Genomic DNA, 19,433 nt, shown 5'->3' on the forward strand with positions numbered 1-19,433 from the left:
GAGTTCGCTCAGTGCTATTCTACGCGGCCGCCGGCGCTGCGATGGGCGCCTTGATTGCGAACGGCATCTTCGGGACTCTCGTTGAGATGGATGCGCTGTTTGCGTTGGCCGGATGTCTGGCCGGGGTCGCCTATTGGTCTACTGCGGGAAGGGACGCGGGCGCTAGTTAGCTCCTGCCGCGCTCCGGAACGTCGCCGCCACCGCGCGCAGCGCCGCGAGTTTGGCGGGATCGCTGACCTTCGAATGCAGCATCACCTTCGAGCTGCCGAGTTTCGGCAGCTTGTGCGCAGGCCCGATGTCGATCAGTCCGGCCGGAGCAATCCGCCGCGCCAGCGGTGCAATCGCAAGACCGGCCAGCGCGGCCGCGACCACCGCTGTCACGCCGCCGCCGACGAAACGCTCGCGCCAGGCGGTGCCGGTCTTGTCGAGCGCGCGCACTGCGATCGCCCGGACGCCGCAGGGCGGAGCGAGCGTTGCGAGCGGCAACGGCTCGCCCTTCGGCAGCATGAAGCGTCGGGACGCGAACCAGCCATACTCATCCTCGGTCAGCTTCTCGCCGCCGCGGCGGCTGCCTTCCTGGCGCACGATCACCGCATCGAGCTCGCCCGCGTCATAGGCATCCTGCATCTCGCGCGAGAAGCCGATGGTGACGGCGAGGGTGAGGTTTGACGACATCGCATGCAGCCGTTCGAGTAAGGGCACCAGCTCGGGGCCTGCGGCATGATCGGAGATGCCGAGGGAGAGCGATTGCGCGGCCGGTGCCTCGCCCGACAGCGCGCGGTCGTGTGCCGCCATCAGCGCGCGGGCGCGATCAAGGAAGTTCGCGCCTTCGGCCGTGAGCCGGACCGCGCGCGGCGAACGCTCGACGAGACGTTTACCCAGCAAGGTCTCGAGCCGTTGCAGCTTGAGGCTGACAGCAGCCTGGGTCGTGCCGAGCGCTTCGGCGGCACGGGTAAAGCTCTGGAGGTCGGCGACCAGCAGAAAGGCTTGGACGGTGGCGATGTCGATCGTGGCTGTCATTATGAATGATTATCACTGATATCTTATGAGATAAGATACCAAAATGATGCGGGAAGGTCTAGCTTTTCCCCAACGCCGCGCAAACAGCGCTGGCATCTTGAGGAGAACGACAATGCCCCTGATCACCGTGTCCTACACCACCTCCCGTCAGTCACCCTCGCTGAAGGCCGACATCGCAGGCGCCGTGTCCGAGCTCACCGCGAAAATCCTGCACAAGGATCCAAAGGTCACCGCCATCATCGTGAAGTCCGTGGACGCGGACGACTGGTTCGCCGGCGGCAGGTCGCTCGCAGACCAAAAGCTGGCCAGCTACTGGATCGACATCCATATCACCGAGGGCACCAACACCAAGGACGAGAAGGCGGCCTATCTCGCCGCGATGTTCAAGCGCATGGCCGAGATTTTGGGGCCGCTGCATCCTGAGACGTACTTGCATGTCGACGAGGTCAAGGGCGACGCCTACGGCTTCGGCGGCCTGACCCAGGAGCGGCGCTACATTGCCGGCAAGCTCGATGTGTCGCTGAAGGCGGCGTGAGGGCATTGAGCCGCGGGTGAGCCATCTCACCCGCGGCTCGTTGGTCAGCTTGCTGCCCGGAACTCAACCTCGGCGTTGTTGATGAAGCAGGTCTTGTCGAACAGCCTCAAGTCCAGCGGGTTCGGCAGCCTGACATCGTTGATGTCAGGGCAGGGTTTGACCATCGGGTCATAGGACCGATCGATCTGCGAGATGAAGACGACGATCAGCCCCTTGTCGCGTGCAAAGGATTTCAGCGCGCGCACCTGGACGGTGAGATCAGGGTTTTCCCGCCGCTGGTCCAGCAGTTGCAGATAATCGACCACCACGACCGTGCCACGCGGTGCCGCGGCCATCTGCTTCACGACATAATCGGCACTGATGGCATCGGAGCAATCGACCTCAAAGAGCTCACGGAATTGCGTGGGCTCCACGCCGATCGCGCGCATGCGGTCCAGCACGTCTCTCTCGGCATATTCGAGCGAGAAGAACGCGGCGCGATGGCCGCACTTCATGGCCTCCACGGCGAGTTCGAGGCTCATCAGCGTCTTGCCCTGACCGGGGCGGGCGCCGACCAGCACCAGGTCGCCCGGTTGGAGCTGCGGAAACAGCCTGATGGCCGGCGTTATTGCCGCAGCTTTCGCGGCGAGCAAGCTCCAGGCGGAAAACCCTTCCGTTGTGGCGACGCGGTCGAGCGCGTCGTGCAGCGGAATACCTTCCTCGCGGGACAGGCGCTTTGCTTTTCGCTTGAGATGATAGATCGGTGCAGACAGCTTCATCGTCAGAACCTCCTGATGCGAGCAGAAAGCGCAATCCCTCCTTATGCCCGATGCTCGAACAGTCGGTCCGTTGGCTTAGTCGCCCGGCATGATCTGTACTTTCCCGGCGGAGGGGGGAGGCGTGGGCGGCACCTGAGCCAAGCGTAACCGATTCCACTCAGCTGGAGAACGCGCACGGCGTGTCGCCAACAGGAAAGGGTCAGGCGGTGGCTTCCGGCAGCAGCGCGCGGGTCGGCCCGAACAGCTCCTCGAAGGCCTGCCGGAGCGCGATGTCGACGTCTTCCATGGTCACGAGCTGACCGAGATCGACCAGCGAGGTGACGCCGTAGCGGGGATCAGCCACACCGCAGGGGACGATGCCTGCAAAGTGCTCCAGCTCCGGCTCGACATTGATGGCGATGCCGTGGAACGAGACCCAGCGCTTCAGCCGCACGCCGATCGCCGCGATCTTGTCCTCGCGCCCCTCGCCCTTGTCCGGGCGCTTCACCCAGACGCCGACCCGGTCCTCGCGCCGCTCGCCGCGGACGTTGAAGGCGGCGAGCGTCTTCAGGATCAGTTCCTCCAGGCTCGCGACATAGGCGCGAACGTCCGGCCGGCGGCGCTTGAGGTCGAGCATGATATAGGCCACCCGCTGGCCGGGCCCGTGATAGGTGAGCTGGCCGCCGCGTCCGGTCGCGAAGGTCGGGAAGCGGGGATCGAGCAGGTCGGTCTCCTTGCCTGATGTCCCTGAGGTGTAGAGCGGGGGGTGCTCAAGCAGCCAGACCAGCTCCGGTGCCTCGCCTGCTGCGATCGCGGCGACCCGCGCCTCCATGTCGGCCACAGCCTCCGGATAGGGTACCGGCGCGTCCGAGATTCGCCATTCGACGGGGGAGCCGCCTGCGGCGGAAAACGACGTCAAATCGAGCGCTTGGCGCGGGTTTTGAGGCGAATTAACCATTGGCTAACCATAACGTGGTGATGATTGCAGGCGCAAATGCCAAGTCCCTTGGTGTGTTGTCTCCAGTTGCGGCGGTCCTGACAGTGCCCACACTCGATAAAGTCACCGTGGATCTCATGGTCGTCCTCGGGACGACCACCATGCCGATCCATCAAGTATTACGTCTTTCCCGCGGCGCCATCATCGAGCTGGACGCAACCGAGGCCGACGAGGTCAAGGTTCTCGCCAACAATCTGCCTGTCGCCTCCGGCGTCGTGCTGGTCGACCGCAACCGGATCGCGGTCGAGGTCAAGCAGATGCTGCCCCGGACGCCGGGTACGCGGTAGCGCCCCGGGCACGCGGTAGGGGGTACGCGGGAAGCCGGCGACCCGCCAAGGGCTTTCGACACACTTGATAGGGCCGATCCGGGCGGGGATGAGACTTTCCTGCCAAGCCTGTGGAATTCTGGGCCTTTGCAGGCTTGTATCCCCCTGATGGATTTGTTAGATCGGCGGCCGCTGATCCGGCCAGCCAAACGACCTCAGGCCGGTATCTTCTTGCGCTCGTGGCGGAACTGGTAGACGCGCTGCCTTGAGGTGGCAGTGGGTAACACCGTGGGGGTTCGAGTCCCTCCGAGCGCACCATAAATCCATATGAACTTGCGGCGTCGGCACGGCGCCATGCGGGTGATTGGGGATCCTACAGCAAAGGCGACCTCTTTCCGATCATCAGCTGCTTTGCCGATGAAGCAGGGTGAAGCGCGTGTCGATGACGGCTTGTTCCGGTTCGGCACCAGGGTGCGCGAGCCGCGCGATGATCAGCCGCGCGGCTTCCTTCCCGATCAGGTCGCCGGGCGGGCGGATCGTCGTCAACGACGGATTTGCGGCCGCGCTGAAGCTCAAATCGCCGAAGCCCATCACCGACAGGCGCTCGGGGATCGCAACACCAGAGCGCTGACATTCGAAGATCACGCCAAGGGCGATATGGTCGTTGGAGCAGGCGATCCCGTCGACGTTCGGAAAGCGGTGCAGGGCCTCGCCGAGCAGCATGGCGCCGACTTCGGCGCTCGCTGGTGCAGGGTGCTGGATGATCTCTGCGGTGACGTCAGGTGCGTTTCGCGCCGCTTCGACGAAGCCTTGGGCGCGCCGAGCCGCGCGGCGATCCTCATGCAGGCGGGCGCCAAGAAACAACAATCGCTTGCGCCCGCGCTGAAGAAGGTGCGACGCAGCGGCATGACCGACCTGGTCGTGGTGAAAACCAACCGCCATGTCCATGGTCGGGGAACCAAGCTCCCAAATCTCGACAACAGGCACCTTGCTGTCGCGCAGCAGCCTGCGCGTTGCAGCGCTGTGAGAGAGGCCAGTCAAGACGACTGCGGCAGGGGCCCAGGACAGTGCCGTGCGGACCAAATTCTCCTCGTCGTGCTCCTTGTACTCGGTGTGGCTGAGCATCACCTGCAGTCGCTGCTTGCCGAGTTCGTCCTGCAGGGCCGTGACGGTCTCGGCGAAGAACGCATTGCGGACCGATGGCACGATGATGCTCACGACGCGCGATGAGGCGGCTGCCAGTCCACCGGCCATCAGGTTCGGCACGTAGTCGAGTGCTTCGATGGCGCGTGCGATCGCCTCGCTCGCCGCCGCCGAGACCGCATCTGGCTTTCTGAAATAGAGGGACACCGTAGAGGGCGACAGCTCTGCGCGCGCCGCCACATCCATGATCGTGACCCGTTGCATCTTGCGCCGGGTGCGTAGGGGCTTTGATGCGACCATTGCCATCGTGGCTCAAGATAATAGCGCTATTATGTAGCTGAAGCCCTGAAGCGGTACAACCGCATTGTGCCCGTCGAGCGATATCATTATTATAATCAACAAGATAAGACGAAGCTCCGGCCTTAATCCGCGGGATCGAGCTGAGATGGCTCTGTCGTTGATTTCTAAAAATCGCAGCGCTACTATGAACAATCACCGCGGCTGCAAGAACCGTCGGGACGGGAGATAAGGGCTCATGGCTTCGGTCAGCCTGCGCAAGCTTGAGAAGAGCTACGGCGCGCTTCGCGTCGTCAAGGCGATCGACCTCGAGATCATGGATGGCGAGTTTGTCGTCCTGGTCGGTCCGTCCGGCTGCGGCAAGTCGACCACGCTGCGCATGATCGCCGGCCTCGAACGCATCAGCGGCGGCGAGATTCGGATCGGCGATCGCATCGTCAACGATCTGCCGCCGCGCGAGCGCGACATTGCCATGGTTTTCCAGGACTACGCGCTCTACCCGCACAAGACGGTTCGCGAGAACATGGGCTTCAGCCTGAAGGTGCGCGGCGCGAATGCGGCGGACGCGGACTCCAAGATCAGGGACGCGGCGGAGATGCTCGGCATCTCCCATCTGCTCGACCGGCGGCCGGGACAGCTCTCCGGCGGTCAACGTCAACGGGTCGCGATGGGCCGCGCCATCGTTCGGCGGCCGCAGGTCTTCCTGTTCGATGAACCGCTCTCCAATCTTGACGCAAAACTGCGTGGTCAGGTGCGTACGGAGATCAAGCGGCTGCATCAGACGATCGGGACCACCATCGTCTACGTCACCCACGACCAGGTCGAGGCGATGACCTTGGCCGATCGCATCGTCATCCTGCGCGGTGGCGACATCGAACAGATCGGAACGCCCGACCAAGTCTACAATCATCCGGCGAGCGTTTTCGTCGGTGGCTTCGTCGGCGCTCCGTCCATGAATTTTGCGAAGGCCAGGGCCGCCCGAGGCTATCTCGATTTCGCCGACGGCAACCGTCTGCCGCTTGCGGGCGTCGCCGGCACAAAACTCTCGGCGGCCGACGGGCGTGATTTCATCGTCGGCATCAGGCCCGAGCATTTCACGTCCCTGACGTCCGATGTCGGCCTGAACAGCCAGGTTCAGGTCGTCGAGCCGCTGGGTTCCGATACGCTGGTGCATTTTGCGGTGGGCGGCGCGACATTGACGGCACGGCTGCCGCCAGAGTTGCGCCCGCAGGCCGGCGAGGCGATCAAGCTGGGGCTGGACCCCGCGAAGATTCACCTGTTCGATCCGGAGACGGAGCGCGCCTTGCATTAAAGAGTGCGAAGCGAGACCACCAACAGCAAGCCAGTCAAGCCGCAACAAGCGGCGATTTTTTCCGGGAGGACGGCATGAGTTCAGGACGCATTTCAAAGCTGGCGGGATTGCTGCTCGCGTGTGCAGCGGCCGGGTGCGCAACCGGTGCATCCGCCGAGACCAATTTGAAGGTCTTCGTCACGAGCCAAGGGCAGCCCGCCATCTGGCGCACGCTGCTCGATCAGTACGAAGCGCGCAATCCGGGCATCAAGGTCAGCGTCGAGCTGGGCGGTACGACCTCGGATATGCAGGCCCAATATCTCAACACGGTGCTCACAGCGAAAGACTCTTCACTCGACGTGTTGATGCTCGACGTGATCCGCCCGGCGCAGTTTGCTGCGGCGGGCTGGACCAGCCCGATCGCAACCGACATGTCGGCTTATCTCCGTGCCTATGCCGAGGCGAACACGATCGACGGCAAGGTGGTGGCGCTGCCCGCCTTTGCCGATTCCATGTTCCTCTATTATCGCAAGGACCTGCTGGACAAATACGGGCTTCAGCCGCCAAAAACCTGGGACGAGCTCGCGGACGCCGCGAAGAAGGTCGCGGATGGCGAGAAGAATCCGAATTTGCAGGGTCTGTCGTTCCAGGGCAAGGCGATCGAAGGCGCGGTCTGCACCTTCCTCGTGCCGTACTGGAGCCAGGGCAAGGTGGTGACCAAGGACGGCAAGCTCGATTTTGATCGCGAGGCGGCGACCAAATCGCTCGCGCTCTGGAAGGGCTTTGCCGACAGCGGCGTTGCCAAGAAGAACATTGCCGAGGTCGCGACCGACGATACGCGCAAGGAATTCCAGGCCGGCAATGTCCTGTTCGCGGTGAACTGGGCCTATGCATGGGCGATGTCGCAGGGGGCCGAGTCCGCGGTATCAGGCAAGGTCGGCGTCGCACGGCTTCCGGCAATCAAGGGCGGCGAACAGGCGACCTGCCTTGGCGGCTGGGAGTGGGGCGTTTCCGCTTTTTCCAAACATCAGGACGAGGCGAAGAAGCTGGTCGAATATCTGTCGAGTCCCGAAGTTTCCAAATACATGGCCATCAACGGCTCGCTGCTTCCGACCTACGGCAAGCTCTACAAGGACGCCGACGTGACCAAGGCGGTGCCGTGGTTTGCCGACGCCCAGCCGATCGTCGAGACCGCAAAGCCGCGGCCGGTGACGCCACGCTACAACGAGGTGAGTGAAGTGATCCGGACCACGGTCAATGCGGTGCTTGCGGGTGCGACCACTCCGGCTGATGGCGCCGCCCAGATCGAGGCACGGCTGAAGCGGATCATCCGCTGAAGCATGATCCGGAAAAGTGCGAAGCGGTTTTCCGATGAGATCATGCGCAAACAACCGCTAAGGCGCGTATTGCAATCCGGATCAGACCTGATGACGACGACATCGACGTTCAAAAGCGAGGCCGATCGCCCGCTCGCGCGGCGTCCATGGCTGTCGCGTTGGTCCGATCCTGATGACACCACGCTTGCCGTGATACTTTTGGCGCCCGCGGCGATCCTGCTCAGCGTGATGATCGTCTATCCGGTGAGCCGGCTGATCTACACGAGCTTTCTCGACCTGTCGCTGACCTCAGGCCTGCCGGCGCGGTTCGCGGGGCTCGCGAACTTCAGGCAGATGCCTGATGATCCGGTGTTCTGGCAGGCGACCTGGAACACGGTGCTGATCACGCTCATCACCGTGCCCGGCTCGCTCGTCGTGGGGTTCGCACTCGCGCTGCTCGCCAATCTGCCGTTCCAGATGAAATGGCCGGTGAGGCTCTCTCTGCTGATCCCGTGGGCGCTGCCGCTCTCCTTCGCCGGTCTGATCTTCGGCTGGTTCTTCCATTCCGAGTACGGCGTCGTCAACGATGTGCTCAACCGGATCGGCCTGCCGAGCGTGATCTGGTTCAATTCGCCGCGGCTCGCCTTCGCCGCGATCTGCCTTGCCATCATCTGGAAGGCCTCGTCCTTCATGGCGATGATCATTCTCGCAGGCCTGCAAACCATTCCGCGTTCGCTTTACGAGGCTGCCGACGTCGACGGCGCCGGGCGCGTGCGCCGGTTCTTCGAGATCACGCTGCCGCTACTGAAGCCCACGATCGTCGTCGCGCTGATCTTCCGCACCATCACCGCGCTGCAGACTTTCGACATTCCCTACATGATGACGGGCGGGGGGCCGGGCACCGAAACCGCGACGCTCGCCATGTACATTCATCAGAACACGGTGTCGTTCCTCGATCTCGGCTACGGATCGGCGCTCGCAGTGGTGATGTTCGGCCTGTCGATGCTGGTCACAGCGCTTTACCTGCGTATGATCCGCGGCAGCGGGGCTGCATCATGAGCACGGCTGTCGCCTCCACACTCGACTCGGCTCTATCAGGCAAGCCGCTGCGGGCTATCGCTGCGTTCATTCTCGTCGTCAACGGCCTGTTTCCGGCTCTGTGGATCCTGCTGACCTCGTTCAAGACCGAGGCCGAGCTCACGCAAAAACCGATCACCTGGCTGCCGCACGCAGCGACGCTGCGAAACTATATCCAGGCGTTCTCCGATCAGCCGCTGCTCACCTTCCTGTTCAACAGCTTCATGGTCGCGCTGCTCTCGACCGCGCTCACACTGCTGGTCTCTGTGCTCGCGGCCTATGCGCTCGCGCGGCTGAACTTGCGGTTCAGGGGGCTGATCATGTCCGTCATCATCGCGGTCTCGACCTTTCCGCTGGTGACGCTGCTGGTGCCCCTGTTCGAGACCATGCGCGCGCTCAATTTGCTGAACTCGTGGACGGCGCTGATCCTGCCTTACACCGTGCTGAGCCTGCCCGTATGCACCCTGGTGCTGACATCCTTCTTCGAAGGCATTCCGCGCGATCTAGAGAACGCCGCCATGATCGATGGCTGCACACGGTTTGGTGCACTGTTCAGGGTGGTGGTGCCGCTGTCGGCGCCGGGCGTCTTCACCGCCGGCATCCTCGCCTTCGTCAACGCCTGGGACGAATTCTTGCTGGCCCTGTCGTTTAACTCCAATCCGGGACTGCGGACGCTGCCGGTCGGCATACAGCTCTATCAGGGTGAGTTTGCGTTTCCCTGGCCGGTGATCTCGGCCGCGCTCGTTGTCGGCATCGTGCCCGTCGCGATCCTGATCGTGATCTTCCAGGAGCGCGTCGTCTCGGGGCTGACCACAGGCGGCGTCAAGGGCTGACGGAAAGGCCAAGGAAAGGCCAAGTGGAATGGACTTGAAACTCGACACGACCCCGTCTGGCTTTGCGCTATCGATTTCAGGCCGCCAGATTCTCGCCCACAGTGCTGCGGCGCCGTGTTTCTTCGTCGGGCAGGGCAACGACAGCATCGAAATGCACCGTGGCCGCTTTGCAATCGAGGATCGCCTGACCGAACGTTGTCCGCTCGCGCATGCCAAGATCGACGGTGACACGATCATGCTGTCCGCGACCAAGGGGCAGCCTCCGCGCCTCGCGGTGACGCTTGAGGGCAAAGCGCTGAAGCTGCGGTCGCTCGATTCCTCCGTGAACCGGTTTTGGCTGCGCGTCATGGCGGACCGTGACGAGCATGTCTGGGGCGGCGGCGAGCAATTCTCCTATTTCGATCTGCGTGGACGACGGTTTCCGTTGTGGAGTTCGGAGCCGGGCGTCGGGCGCGACAAGACCACCGAGATCACCTTCAAGGCGGACGCCGCCGGCCAGGCCGGCGGCGACTACTATCACACCAACTATCCGCAACCGACCTACATCTCCTCGGCGCGCTATGCTCTTCACGTCGAGACGTCAGCCTACAGCGTGTTGGATTTTCGCGAGGGTGAGTTTCACGAGATCGAGGTCTGGTCCGTCCCTGAGAGCATCCAGCTGTTTGCCGCGCCGTCGTTCGTGGCTCTGGTGGAGACGTTGTCTGCGCGCTTCGGCCGTCAGCCGCCGCTTCCGGAGTGGATTTACAACGGCGCGATCATCGGCCTGAAGGACGGCGCGAACTCGTTCGCCCGCCTCGCGACAATGCGCGCGGCCGGCGTCAAGGTTTCCGGTCTCTGGTGCGAGGATTGGGTCGGGATTCGGCCGACCGCCTTTGGCGCGCGACTGTTCTGGGACTGGAAGGCCAACGAGACGCGCTATCCGGGCCTGCGGCAGCGCATCGCCGAATTGAACGACCAGGGCATCCGCTTTCTTGGTTACGTGAACCCGTATCTCTGCAACGACGGCGTCCTCTTCGAGGAGGCCGAGAATGCCGGATACTTCGTCAAGGATGCCTCGGGACAAACGGCCCTGATCGATTTCGGTGAGTTCCACTGCGGCACCGTCGATTTCACCAATCCGGACGCCGCAGCGTGGTTCTCCGAGGAAATCATCGGCAAGAGGATGCTCGATTACGGCCTGTCCGGCTGGATGGCAGATTTCGGCGAGTATCTGCCGGTCGACGTGCGTCTCGCCAGCGGCATCGATGCAAGGCTTGCGCACAACCTCTGGCCAACGCTGTGGGCCGAAGTGAACGCGAAGGCGGTGGCGAGCCGCGGCCGCACCGGCGAGGCCGTGTTCTTCATGCGGTCCGGCTTCACGGGCGTGCAGAAGTGGTGCCCGTGGCTCTGGGCCGGCGATCAATCGGTCGACTTTTCCCGGCATGACGGGCTTGTCACGGTCATCTGCGCCGCCCTGTCGTCGGGATTGCTCGGCAACGCGTATCACCACTCCGACATCGGCGGCTACACAAGCCTGTTTGGCAATTTGCGCACGCCCGAGCTGATGATGCGTTGGAGCGAGATGGCGGCCTTCACGCCTGTCATGCGCAGCCACGAAGGCAACAGGCCTCGTGACAATCTTCAGCTCGACGGCGATCCGGCGGTGCTCGAGCATTTTGCCAGGATGACGGCGATCTACGTTCACCTCTCGCCTTATCTCCGGACGTTGTCGCTGGAAGCTGCGCGCCGGGGTCTTCCAATCCAACGTCCGCTGTTTCTTCATCACGAAGATGACAGGCGAACCTACGGCATTCAGGATTGCTATCTTTATGGCCGCGATCTGCTCGTCGCGCCCGTCTGGCAGGCTGCCCAGGATCAGCGGAGCCTCTATCTTCCGTCAGGGACCGACTGGATTCATGTCTGGACCGGCAAGTCATTTGCCGGCGGACAGGAGATATCGGTCGCCGCACCGTTGGGGCGACCACCGGCGTTCTACCGGGCGGACAGCGAATTCGAGGCGCTGTTTGCGGGATTGCGCCAGGTGTAGGGCCGCTTGGGCTCGACCCGATCTCAGCCGCTTGCAAAACGGGGCGTCGAAAGGTCTCCTTTCGGAGGGAATCTTTCGATCCGGCCATCGCGGTAAGCCGTTGAAAACACAGTAGATGCGAACGCTCTCCCGAGCGCATCGCCTTCATATCTCATTTTGGAGGCCAGCGGCCCGCACGGGGCCTCTCAGCCATATTCCTCGCCGATCCCGTATTCCCGGTAGATCTCGAGCGGGTCGAGGTCGGGGAAGAGACGGCATTTCGCCTGGGCCAAGTGCAGGCTCACCGCCGCCGGCTCCTTACCGCTCGACAGCATCTTGCGGATGTCGTCCATATGCGCGCTTGGCTGGTGCTTCGCCTCGAGTTGCTCCAGCGCGACCAGGGCGGTTGCGAGCGCCTCGGTCAGAACCCACTCGTCGTGGCCCGTGATTCCCTTCTTCGGCATCGGCAGACCTCACGCGTCAGCGGCGGCAGCAGTCTACCGTAGCTTTCCTCGAATCTCCATCGAGCAGCAATGGGCGTGCCGCGTGGAACAGGACCGGCCACTCTGTGCTCTCGCTTGCATTATGGCGGCACGTGGCTAAAAGGCGGCGGCGCGCGGGCGACAGTATCCTTGTTGAAACAATATTGGCGTAGACGGGCCTCGCGCGACCTCTCTCGGCTGGAGCCAGCATGGTCTTTCTAAGCTTCGTCTACCGCTTCCTGACCAACTTTGCGTTTATGGCGCTGGTCTATTTCAGCCTGAACTTCATGGAAAAGTACCAGAACCGAGCGATCCTCGCGATCCTGGTGCTGGTCTATAGCGGCATGCGCGCAGCCTCGACGCTGCGGGCGTTCTATTTCTTTCAGAAGATCGAGAAGCTGGAGACCGAGACCAAGCGCCTTCAGGCGCCGATCAATGACGGCTCGGGGGGGACCAACACGCGTAAGCAGGTCGTGGCTGACGTTGCGCGGCTGCGCCGTGACGGCGAGCTCAAGTCCTATATGGACCTGTTCTTCCTGGCGCTGATCGTGCTGCTCTGCGTCGCCAACATCATGCGGCAGTAACTGCGCTTCACTCAGGCGCGCTTCTTCACGCTGGTGGCGACGCGGGTCGGGCGGGGCGCCGTGGCGTGCCTCGCCGCGGGGTGTGCACCACGCGCCGTTCGCTGCCCCCGGATCTTGCCAGCCTTGTCCCTTCCTGCGCGCGGCGCCTCGGCCGCCATCGCGAGCCGCGTGGCGGCGCGCCGCGACAAGGTCGTCGACAGCAGCACCTCGATTGAGCCCTCGGGGATCGCGAAGAGATCGCGGCCGGGTGCGGGCAGGGTGGAGGCGATATCGGCCTGCGCCATGGTTTTGCGCGGTAGCACCTGTGGCTGGCGCGCGGTCTCGGCGCCGAGATCGGCTAAGCCCGGCGCCGGCAGCGTCGCGGTCTGCGCGAATACGAAATTCGGCACTTGAGGCCAGCGCACGATCGGCGTGGTCTCCGTCGGTGGATGCAGCAGCCATTCCACTGCCGTGGTCGGTGTCGCCGGCTGGTCGGCGGTTGCGGGCACCACATGCACGATGCGATAGCCGCGCGCCTTGAGGTCGCGGATGATCTTGGGCAGCGCCGCCACGGTGCGCGCCTGGATGTCGTGCAGCAGCAGGATGCCCTTGCCCTTGGCCTCCAGCCGCTGGATCGCGAGCTGGTAGACGCGATCGGGCGAGACGTGGCGCCAGTCGTCGGCCGGGAAGTCGGCGCTCCATACCTGGATGCCGCGTGAGATCAGATAATTCTCAACGCCATCGGCGCGCATCAGGCCGGGAATGCGGAAGAACGGCGCCAGCTTGGATGGGTCCGTCATTGCCGCCGAGGTCCACTCGATGCCACCGTTGATCTCGGCCTCGGCCTTCTCGATTGGCATCCTGTTCATCGTCAGCGGATGGGTCATGCTGTGCGTGCCGACGGTATGACCCGCCGCGACCAGTTTGCGCACGCCTTCCGGGTTCGCCTTGGCCTGCTCGCCGATGATGAAAAAGGTCGCCTTGATGCATTCGTTGGCGAGGATCTGGAGCACCTGGTTGGAATATTTCGGCAGCGGACCGTCGTCGAAGGTCAGCACCACTTCGTGGTCCTTCAACGGCAGCGTCTCGCGGTACTGCATGGTGCCAATGCGCGGATGTTCGCGCGGGTCGACGACGAGCGTGCGCGAGGTACCGAGCGCATCGGGATGTCCGGGGCACTCGGCCGCCAAGGCAGCCGGAGATGCGGTGGTCAGCAAGCCCAGCAGCAGGACGGTCCACGATCGCGCCCGAAAAACAACGCTACTTCCGATCATGAAACCCCGTCTGCCCTCATCTGCGTTGGCTACGATATCGGTAGGTCGGAGACATCAGAAAACGGTTCAGGCGCAAAGACCTTTTCCGCCCGAGGTGCCCCTCAATCATTGCATGGCGTAGCATGAACAGAGTGTTAATAGGGCTCAAATCACCCCATTTTGGTCAGCCGTGACATTCCGGCATCAATGTGCGTCGGCGTTCTTCTGTGACGTGCCCGCCGGCACGATGTGGACCACGCGATAGCCGTTCTCCCGCAACCACCGCAGGAAGTCCGGCATCATGGCCGCCGTGCGCGCCTGGGCATCGTGGAACAGGATGATACCCTTGCGGGCGGCGGTTACGCGGTCGGTGATCAGCTTGAGTTCCTGCTCCGGCGTCATGTCGTTCCAGTCGCTGGCCCAGAAATCGGCGCCGAACACGACGATGCCCCGCTGCTCGAGCATGTCGAGCTGGGCCGGCGTGGACTCGAAATAGGGGAAGCGGAAGAACGGCGTCGACGGTGTCGTGGTCGAGACCCCGTGCAACGCCTTCTCGTCGGAGGCGATGCCGTGGTCGATCTCGTACTTCGCCGTATCGGCCGGGATCCGCGCCATGTACGGATGCGACCAGGTGTGGTGACCGATGGTGTGCCCCTCGCGCGCGATACGCTTGACGAGATCAGGGAATTCGGTGGCGCTCCGACCGACCAGGAAGAAGGTCGCGCGCACGCATTCCTGCGCCAGCGCCGCCAGCACCTTGTTGGTCGAGGGCGGACGCGGACCGTCGTCAAAGGTCAGCACCACCTCGTGATCTTCAAGCGGCAGCGTCTGCGGAAAGCTCTTCAAGCCGACGCGTGGCGTCGACTTGGCATCGACGCTCAGGACCCGCGAGGTGCCGAGCGCATCGCTTCGGGGGCAATCAGCCGCCCGGGCCGAGCCGATCACGGGGAGGCCGGCGAGAGCCAGGCTCGTCGCGATCGAGATCCATTTCGGCCGGTACATATTTGCCATTGCGCTTGCGATTGTCTTGTGGGTATTGCGGGACCGTCAGCCCCAACCATCAACCTGTCAAACGGCGAGGCGTTCCCATGGATGAACAGATCGATGGCGCTGCTTCCGCCGAGACATTGGTACTCGACCACGTCCCCATGCGCAATGAAGACGGCGAAATCAGGCATGAATTCGTCGAGGAAATTGCCCACGCGATCGAGGCCGGCGATAGCGCTACGCTACGTGCCTGCATCGCCGATCTGCACGAGGCCGACCTCGGTGATCTCATCGCGGCGCTCGCGCCCGACAACCGGGTCCGCCTGGTCGAGCTGACCGGCGCCGACTTCGACTTTTCCGCGCTGAACGAGGTCGACGAGGCCGTTCGCGAGGAAATCCTCGACGAATTGCCGGCGGAAACGGTAGCCGAGGGTGTCCGCGAGCTCGAGTCCGACGATGCAGTCGAGCTGCTCGAAACTCTCGACGAGCAGGAGCAGGAGGAGATCCTCGAGAAGCTGCCGCTCAAGGAGCGTGTCGCGCTCGAGCGCAGCCTGCTGTATCCGGAAAACTCCGCCGGCCGGCGCATGCAGACCGAGTTCATCGCCGTGCCGCAGGATTTCACCGTCGGGCAGGCGATCGACTACATGCGCGACACACCCGATCTGCCGGACCGCTTCTACGAGATCTATGTCGTCGACAAGGACCAGCACTGGCAGGGCGCGGTTCCGCTCGACGTGCTCCTGCGCGCACGCCGCCCGGTGCCGCTGACCGAGTTGACCGACGAGGATCGCCGCCGCGTCTCCGTCCTGGAGGACCAGGAGGAGGTGGCTCGCATGTTCGGCAAGTACAATCTGGTCGCGGCTCCCGTGCTCGACACCCAGGACCGCCTCGTCGGCGTCATCACCGTCGACGATGTCGTCGACGTCATCGAGGAGGAGGCGGACGAGGACCTCAAGGCGCTCGGCGGCGTCACCAGCGACGAAGAGCTGTCGGACACGTTTCTCACCATTGCGCGCGGCCGCTTCAACTGGCTGCTGATCAACCTCGCCACCGCCTTCCTGGCGTCGTCTGTGCTCGGCCTGTTCGAGGGCCAGCTCGAGAAGATGGTGGCGCTCGCCGTGCTGGCGCCGATTGTCGCGAGCCAGGGCGGCAATGCCGCGACCCAGACCATGACGGTCGCAGTGCGCGCGCTCGCCACCCGCGAGCTCGGCTCCTCCAACGCCTGGCGCGTGGTGATCCGCGAGACGCTGGTCGGTCTCGTCAACGGCATTGGCTTCGCCGTGATCACGGGCATCGCCGCGGTAGCCTGGTTCAAGATCCCGGGCCTCGGAATCGTCATCGGGCTTGCGATCATCGTGAACCTCGTCGCCGGTGCGCTCGGCGGCATCCTGATCCCGATGGCGCTTGAACGCGTCAGGGCCGATCCGGCCGTGGCCTCGGGCACGTTCGTGACGACGGTGACTGACGTGGTCGGCTTCTTCTCCTTCCTCGGCATCGCAACGCTGTGGTTCGGGTTGAAGTAGGTCTTGTCTGCCGGGCTGCTGGCTACCGACTCGCGTCTTTAATTCGACCTTAAGCGACCTCCCGCATGATTCCCTCGCGCTTGGGGGAATGAGCATGCGGTTGCGGCTGAAGGCGGACGGACGGGTCGTTGAGTTGCGGGATGGGCAGGAGCTTCCAGTTCAGCCGTTTTCCGTCCAGCCGGTCCAGTCTGCGGTCGAGACTCCGCCGGCGGAAGCCGGCGCACTCGGGGTGCGCGATTTGCGCCGGCGCGCCTGTCTGACCCAGATGGAGTTTGCCGCCAAGCTTGGCGTGCCGGTCGAGACCATCCGCAATTGGGAGCAGGGCAAGCGCGCTCCGCGCGGACCCGCCCGCGCGCTGCTGGCCGTGATCGCGCATGCGCCTGACACGGTCTTCCAGGCGCTCGCCAAAGCCTGACGTTAGCATTGCGGCTGAAGATACGCATCCACAGCCAGTCTCGTCCGTTGCACTCTGGCGGACCAGGTCCATAATGACGGCGTTGACGACTCCCGGGGCTGCCGCAACAGAGAGGATTCCTCATGCTGTTCGTCGAGGCCAATGGCGCGAAAATCCCGGCGATCGGGCTCGGGACCTGGGAGCTGAGCGGCCGGACCTGCGCCCGCGTGGTCGAGCAGGCGCTGCGGCTCGGCTACCGTCATATCGATACCGCCCAGGTCTATGACAATGAGCGCGAGGTCGGCGACGGATTGCGCGCCTCCGGCGTGCGCCGCGACGACGTCTTTGTCACCACCAAGGTCTGGACCAACCATTTCGCGCCCCACGATCTCGAACGGTCGATCAAGGAGAGCCTGGTGCACTTGAGGCTTCCCCAGGTCGACCTCGTACTGTTGCACTGGCCGAATCCGCACGTACCGCTTGAGGAGACGATGGGCGCACTGGCGCATGCCAAGCGCATGGGCCTCACGCGCCACATCGGCGTCTCCAATTTCACGGTGGCGTTGATCGAGCAGGCGGTCGCCCTGTCAAGCGAGCCGCTGGTCTGCAACCAGGTCGAATATCATCCCTATCTCGACCAGGCGAAGGTGAGGGCGGCCTGCGACCGGCACGGGATGGCGCTCGTTGCCTACAGCCCGATCGCCAAGGGCCGCATCAAGTCCGACCAGACGCTCGTGGACATCGGCCACGCCCATCGCAAGACGCCGGCGCAGATCTGCCTGCGCTGGCTCGTGCAACAGAATGTCGCTGCCATTCCCAGAACCTCGCGTGTCGAACGTCTGTCGGAAAACATCGAGATCTTCGATTTCGAGCTCTCGGATGACGAGATGGCGGCGATCGCCGCACTGGCCAGTCCCAAGGGGCGCCTGACCGATTTCGGCTTCGCGCCGAAATGGGATTGAGGGGGAAGTTGGGTATGCTAGGAGCAGGGCGGCAACCCAAGATCGGGCGATGGAACTGCGGAAGATCATCCGGACGGACATTGCGGCGTCGGCGATCGCGCATCTGACGCTGGTCGCGCTGATCATCGTGATCAGCGAGGTCCATCCATTTCATTCCGCGCCGCCCGAGACCGTTGCGGTCGACATCGTCACGCCGGAGCAGGTGAAGCAGGAAGAGGCCAAGGCGGAGGAAAAGGCCAAGGAGAAGCCGCCCGAGCCGCTCCCTGACCTGAAGCTGCCGAAGCTCGACTTCACCGATAAGGACAAGCCGGACACATCGCTTAAGCCTGCGGCCAAGGAGAAGGCGCCGCCTCAGCAGAAGCAGGCCTCGCGCGAGACGCAACAGAAGCAACCACAGCCTCCGCCGTCGCAGGCGGCAAAGCAGGAAGAGGCCTATGCGCAGCCGCAACCTCAGCAATCTCAGATGCAGCAGCCGCCGCCCGCAATGTCGCAGCCGCAGGCCGCCCCTCCGGCCTATCAGCCACCCGAGCCCGATGTCACCATCAAGTATGGCGTGATGCTGGGCTTGCCGCCCGAACTGCCGCCCGCGCCGAAAGACGCCCCAAAGGATGATGGCGGCGATGCCAAGGATTCGATCGCCGCCAAGCTGCCGCCGGAGGTCGTTGCCGAGCTTCGGCGTCACCTCAGAAGCTGTTCGAAACTGCCCGCGGGCGTCGCGCCGACCGATGCCGTTCGCATCAGGCTGCGCGTGGTGATGGCCACCGACGGCACGCTGGCGCGCGAGCCGATCCTGATTGAGGCGCCGCCGTCGGCGAAGGGCGTGGCCATCGTGAAATCAGCGATAAGCGCGACGCAAGCCTGCCAGCCCTACAAGATGTTGCCCGTCGACAAGTACGAGGAATGGAAGGTGATGGACCTTTCGTTCACGCCGCGGGATTTCGGCTCGTAGTCGTCGCGTGCGGCACCTCCGGCGCCATTGCGGCCCATGCACTGGACGCGAACTGCCGCCGCCATGTCACGACCACTACCGCGGCCGTGGTCACGAACAGCACCCAGGGGCTGACGAACCAGCCGAGATAGCCGAGTGCGAAGAAGAAGGCGCGCTGGCCGCGGTTGAAATGGCGGCCGGCGGATTCGAACACGCGTGTGGTGCGCACGACATGGGCCTCGGCCTCCGGCGTGTCGCGCTGCGAGGCCGGCGGCATGCCGCCGTAGAGGATGGCGACATAGTTGAACAGCCGATAGGCCCAGGCGAATTTGAAGAAGGCGTAGACGCAGATCAGCACGAGGCCGACGCATTTCAGCTCCCACATGGCCGGCGAGGTGCTGAGATCGATCGGCAGCTTGCCCAGGATCGTGATGGCATCGTTGGTGGCGTGCAGCAGCGCGAGCGTGCCGCCGAGCGCGAACAGGCTGGTGGAGGCGAAGAAGGCGGTGCCGTTCTGGAGCGAGGCCATGATCTGCATGTCGACCATGCGGGCCTCGCGGTCGAGCAGGCGGCGCACCCAGACCTCGCGGTAGCGATTCATCCGGGCCGACAGGCTGTCGCTGCCATAGGCGGAATGCTCGAGAGTTACGGCATAGACCAGCCACTCGATAATGAAGAAGCCGACGGCGGTGATGTCGACCCAATGCCTGCTCATGTCACTCTCCTCGCGAGCCATCACGATTGCCATGCATGGTGGGGGGCGGCAACGATTGATTGGCGGCGGACGATGGCGTTAAAAGCAGCCGCACAGACGGACTTATGGA

At 63.7% G+C, this 19,433-nt stretch carries 19 protein-coding genes, 1 tRNA gene and 1 pseudogene; 13 read left to right on the forward strand and 8 right to left on the reverse strand.

From position 1 onward, the window contains the following. Positions 1-162: 162 nt before the first annotated feature. A complete protein-coding gene (locus L6639_RS11650; RefSeq protein WP_237861569.1) occupies positions 163-1,020 on the reverse strand; it encodes a LysR family transcriptional regulator in 858 nt (285 codons plus the stop codon). 112 nt (positions 1,021-1,132) lie between these two features. Between L6639_RS11650 and L6639_RS11655 the strand changes: the two genes are divergently transcribed. Continuing rightward, positions 1,133-1,555 carry a tautomerase family protein gene (locus tag L6639_RS11655; RefSeq protein ID WP_237861571.1) on the forward strand — a complete coding sequence of 141 codons (423 nt, stop codon included), beginning with the start codon at positions 1,133-1,135 and terminating at the stop codon, positions 1,553-1,555. A gap of 44 nt (positions 1,556-1,599) precedes the next feature. On the opposite strand, the gene L6639_RS11660 is transcribed toward L6639_RS11655, so the two are convergent. Next, positions 1,600-2,313 (reverse strand): DNA helicase, encoded by a 714-nt coding sequence (locus tag L6639_RS11660; RefSeq protein WP_237861572.1) that lies wholly within the window; start codon positions 2,311-2,313, stop codon positions 1,600-1,602. 199 nt (positions 2,314-2,512) lie between these two features. Beyond that, positions 2,513-3,250 carry a lipoyl(octanoyl) transferase LipB gene (gene lipB / locus L6639_RS11665; RefSeq protein WP_237861574.1) on the reverse strand — a complete coding sequence of 246 codons (738 nt, stop codon included), beginning with the start codon at positions 3,248-3,250 and terminating at the stop codon, positions 2,513-2,515. Positions 3,251-3,333: 83 nt separating this feature from the next. Here lipB and L6639_RS11670 point away from each other — a divergent pair, with 83 nt between their 5' ends. Together L6639_RS11670 and L6639_RS11675 are read left to right on the forward strand one after the other, a co-directional pair. After that, entirely contained in the window at positions 3,334-3,576 is a 243-nt protein-coding gene (locus L6639_RS11670; protein WP_011088012.1) for a FliM/FliN family flagellar motor switch protein, read from the forward strand. Between the two features lie 212 nt (positions 3,577-3,788). Further along, positions 3,789-3,873: transfer RNA gene (locus L6639_RS11675), tRNA-Leu, on the forward strand. 84 nt (positions 3,874-3,957) lie between these two features. Here the strand turns inward: L6639_RS11675 and L6639_RS11680 are convergent. Then, positions 3,958-4,962, reverse strand: coding sequence for a LacI family DNA-binding transcriptional regulator (locus L6639_RS11680; protein ID WP_237861576.1), 1,005 nt, complete (start codon positions 4,960-4,962; stop codon positions 3,958-3,960). Between the two features lie 271 nt (positions 4,963-5,233). Here L6639_RS11680 and L6639_RS11685 point away from each other — a divergent pair, with 271 nt between their 5' ends. The 5 genes and pseudogenes from L6639_RS11685 to L6639_RS11705 all read left to right on the forward strand — a co-directional run. After that, positions 5,234-6,307 carry an ABC transporter ATP-binding protein gene (locus tag L6639_RS11685; RefSeq protein WP_237861577.1) on the forward strand — a complete coding sequence of 358 codons (1,074 nt, stop codon included), beginning with the start codon at positions 5,234-5,236 and terminating at the stop codon, positions 6,305-6,307. A gap of 74 nt (positions 6,308-6,381) precedes the next feature. Next, positions 6,382-7,623: an ABC transporter substrate-binding protein gene (locus tag L6639_RS11690; RefSeq protein WP_237861578.1), complete on the forward strand. Its 1,242-nt coding sequence runs from the start codon at positions 6,382-6,384 to the stop codon at positions 7,621-7,623. Between the two features lie 90 nt (positions 7,624-7,713). Continuing rightward, positions 7,714-8,661 carry a carbohydrate ABC transporter permease gene (locus L6639_RS11695; protein WP_237861579.1) on the forward strand — a complete coding sequence of 316 codons (948 nt, stop codon included), beginning with the start codon at positions 7,714-7,716 and terminating at the stop codon, positions 8,659-8,661. Beyond that, complete coding sequence (locus L6639_RS11700; protein WP_237861580.1) at positions 8,658-9,512, forward strand: carbohydrate ABC transporter permease; 855 nt, start codon at positions 8,658-8,660, stop codon at positions 9,510-9,512. The genes L6639_RS11695 and L6639_RS11700 overlap by 4 nt, the downstream gene beginning before the upstream one ends. A 19-nt stretch (positions 9,513-9,531) precedes the next feature. Further along, positions 9,532-11,538, forward strand: a pseudogene (locus L6639_RS11705) (alpha-glucosidase); the annotation flags it as partial. Between the two features lie 185 nt (positions 11,539-11,723). Here L6639_RS11705 and L6639_RS11710 read toward each other — a convergent pair. Continuing rightward, positions 11,724-11,981: a hypothetical protein gene (locus L6639_RS11710; RefSeq protein ID WP_237861581.1), complete on the reverse strand. Its 258-nt coding sequence runs from the start codon at positions 11,979-11,981 to the stop codon at positions 11,724-11,726. A 227-nt stretch (positions 11,982-12,208) separates the two neighbouring features. On the opposite strand from L6639_RS11710, the gene L6639_RS11715 reads away from it, so the two are divergent. Beyond that, positions 12,209-12,583, forward strand: a complete 375-nt coding sequence (locus tag L6639_RS11715; protein ID WP_237861582.1) for a hypothetical protein — start codon at positions 12,209-12,211, stop codon at positions 12,581-12,583. Between the two features lie 11 nt (positions 12,584-12,594). Here L6639_RS11715 and L6639_RS11720 read toward each other — a convergent pair whose 3' ends face one another. Together L6639_RS11720 and L6639_RS11725 are read right to left on the reverse strand one after the other, a co-directional pair. Then, positions 12,595-13,836: a polysaccharide deacetylase family protein gene (locus L6639_RS11720; protein ID WP_237861583.1), complete on the reverse strand. Its 1,242-nt coding sequence runs from the start codon at positions 13,834-13,836 to the stop codon at positions 12,595-12,597. Positions 13,837-14,019: 183 nt separating this feature from the next. After that, a complete protein-coding gene (locus tag L6639_RS11725; protein ID WP_237861584.1) occupies positions 14,020-14,826 on the reverse strand; it encodes a polysaccharide deacetylase family protein in 807 nt (268 codons plus the stop codon). A 77-nt stretch (positions 14,827-14,903) separates the two neighbouring features. On the opposite strand from L6639_RS11725, the gene mgtE reads away from it, so the two are divergent. The 4 genes from mgtE to L6639_RS11745 all read left to right on the forward strand — a co-directional run bounded on the left by mgtE (position 14,904) and on the right by L6639_RS11745 (position 18,630). Beyond that, positions 14,904-16,325, forward strand: coding sequence for a magnesium transporter (gene mgtE, locus L6639_RS11730; RefSeq protein WP_237861586.1), 1,422 nt, complete (start codon positions 14,904-14,906; stop codon positions 16,323-16,325). An 88-nt stretch (positions 16,326-16,413) separates the two neighbouring features. Beyond that, on the forward strand, positions 16,414-16,740 hold the full coding sequence (locus L6639_RS11735; protein ID WP_237861588.1) for a helix-turn-helix domain-containing protein: 327 nt from the start codon (positions 16,414-16,416) through the stop codon (positions 16,738-16,740). Positions 16,741-16,862: 122 nt separating this feature from the next. Beyond that, positions 16,863-17,681, forward strand: coding sequence for an aldo/keto reductase (locus tag L6639_RS11740; RefSeq protein ID WP_237861589.1), 819 nt, complete (start codon positions 16,863-16,865; stop codon positions 17,679-17,681). Between the two features lie 49 nt (positions 17,682-17,730). Next, positions 17,731-18,630 carry a hypothetical protein gene (locus tag L6639_RS11745; RefSeq protein WP_237861590.1) on the forward strand — a complete coding sequence of 300 codons (900 nt, stop codon included), beginning with the start codon at positions 17,731-17,733 and terminating at the stop codon, positions 18,628-18,630. Here the strand turns inward: L6639_RS11745 and L6639_RS11750 are convergent. Continuing rightward, complete coding sequence (locus L6639_RS11750) at positions 18,605-19,324, reverse strand: DUF599 domain-containing protein (protein WP_237861591.1); 720 nt, start codon at positions 19,322-19,324, stop codon at positions 18,605-18,607. The genes L6639_RS11745 and L6639_RS11750 overlap by 26 nt on opposite strands. Positions 19,325-19,433: the final 109 nt, after the last annotated feature.

Origin of the sequence: Bradyrhizobium zhengyangense (genome assembly GCF_022012555.1) — a bacterium.
GTDB classification, from domain to species: domain Bacteria; phylum Pseudomonadota; class Alphaproteobacteria; order Rhizobiales; family Xanthobacteraceae; genus Bradyrhizobium; species Bradyrhizobium zhengyangense.

Bases quoted from the DNA above. Each gene is read 5' to 3' on its own strand.
- L6639_RS11660 (WP_237861572.1), bottom strand. From the start codon at position 2,313: ATGAAGCTGTCTGCACCGATCTATCATCTCAAGCGAAAAGCAAAGCGC.
- L6639_RS11715 (WP_237861582.1), top strand. From the start codon at position 12,209: ATGGTCTTTCTAAGCTTCGTCTACCGCTTCCTGACCAACTTTGCGTTT.
- L6639_RS11685 (WP_237861577.1), top strand. From the start codon at position 5,234: ATGGCTTCGGTCAGCCTGCGCAAGCTTGAGAAGAGCTACGGCGCGCTT.
- mgtE (WP_237861586.1), top strand. From the start codon at position 14,904: ATGGATGAACAGATCGATGGCGCTGCTTCCGCCGAGACATTGGTACTC.
- L6639_RS11740 (WP_237861589.1), top strand. From the start codon at position 16,863: ATGCTGTTCGTCGAGGCCAATGGCGCGAAAATCCCGGCGATCGGGCTC.
- L6639_RS11655 (WP_237861571.1), top strand. From the start codon at position 1,133: ATGCCCCTGATCACCGTGTCCTACACCACCTCCCGTCAGTCACCCTCG.
- L6639_RS11745 (WP_237861590.1), top strand. From the start codon at position 17,731: ATGGAACTGCGGAAGATCATCCGGACGGACATTGCGGCGTCGGCGATC.
- L6639_RS11695 (WP_237861579.1), top strand. From the start codon at position 7,714: ATGACGACGACATCGACGTTCAAAAGCGAGGCCGATCGCCCGCTCGCG.
- L6639_RS11735 (WP_237861588.1), top strand. From the start codon at position 16,414: ATGAGCATGCGGTTGCGGCTGAAGGCGGACGGACGGGTCGTTGAGTTG.
- L6639_RS11700 (WP_237861580.1), top strand. From the start codon at position 8,658: ATGAGCACGGCTGTCGCCTCCACACTCGACTCGGCTCTATCAGGCAAG.
- L6639_RS11690 (WP_237861578.1), top strand. From the start codon at position 6,382: ATGAGTTCAGGACGCATTTCAAAGCTGGCGGGATTGCTGCTCGCGTGT.
- L6639_RS11680 (WP_237861576.1), bottom strand. From the start codon at position 4,962: ATGCAACGGGTCACGATCATGGATGTGGCGGCGCGCGCAGAGCTGTCG.
- L6639_RS11710 (WP_237861581.1), bottom strand. From the start codon at position 11,981: ATGCCGAAGAAGGGAATCACGGGCCACGACGAGTGGGTTCTGACCGAG.
- L6639_RS11650 (WP_237861569.1), bottom strand. From the start codon at position 1,020: ATGACAGCCACGATCGACATCGCCACCGTCCAAGCCTTTCTGCTGGTC.
- L6639_RS11725 (WP_237861584.1), bottom strand. From the start codon at position 14,826: ATGGCAAATATGTACCGGCCGAAATGGATCTCGATCGCGACGAGCCTG.
- L6639_RS11720 (WP_237861583.1), bottom strand. From the start codon at position 13,836: ATGATCGGAAGTAGCGTTGTTTTTCGGGCGCGATCGTGGACCGTCCTG.
- L6639_RS11750 (WP_237861591.1), bottom strand. From the start codon at position 19,324: ATGAGCAGGCATTGGGTCGACATCACCGCCGTCGGCTTCTTCATTATC.
- lipB (WP_237861574.1), bottom strand. From the start codon at position 3,250: ATGGTTAATTCGCCTCAAAACCCGCGCCAAGCGCTCGATTTGACGTCG.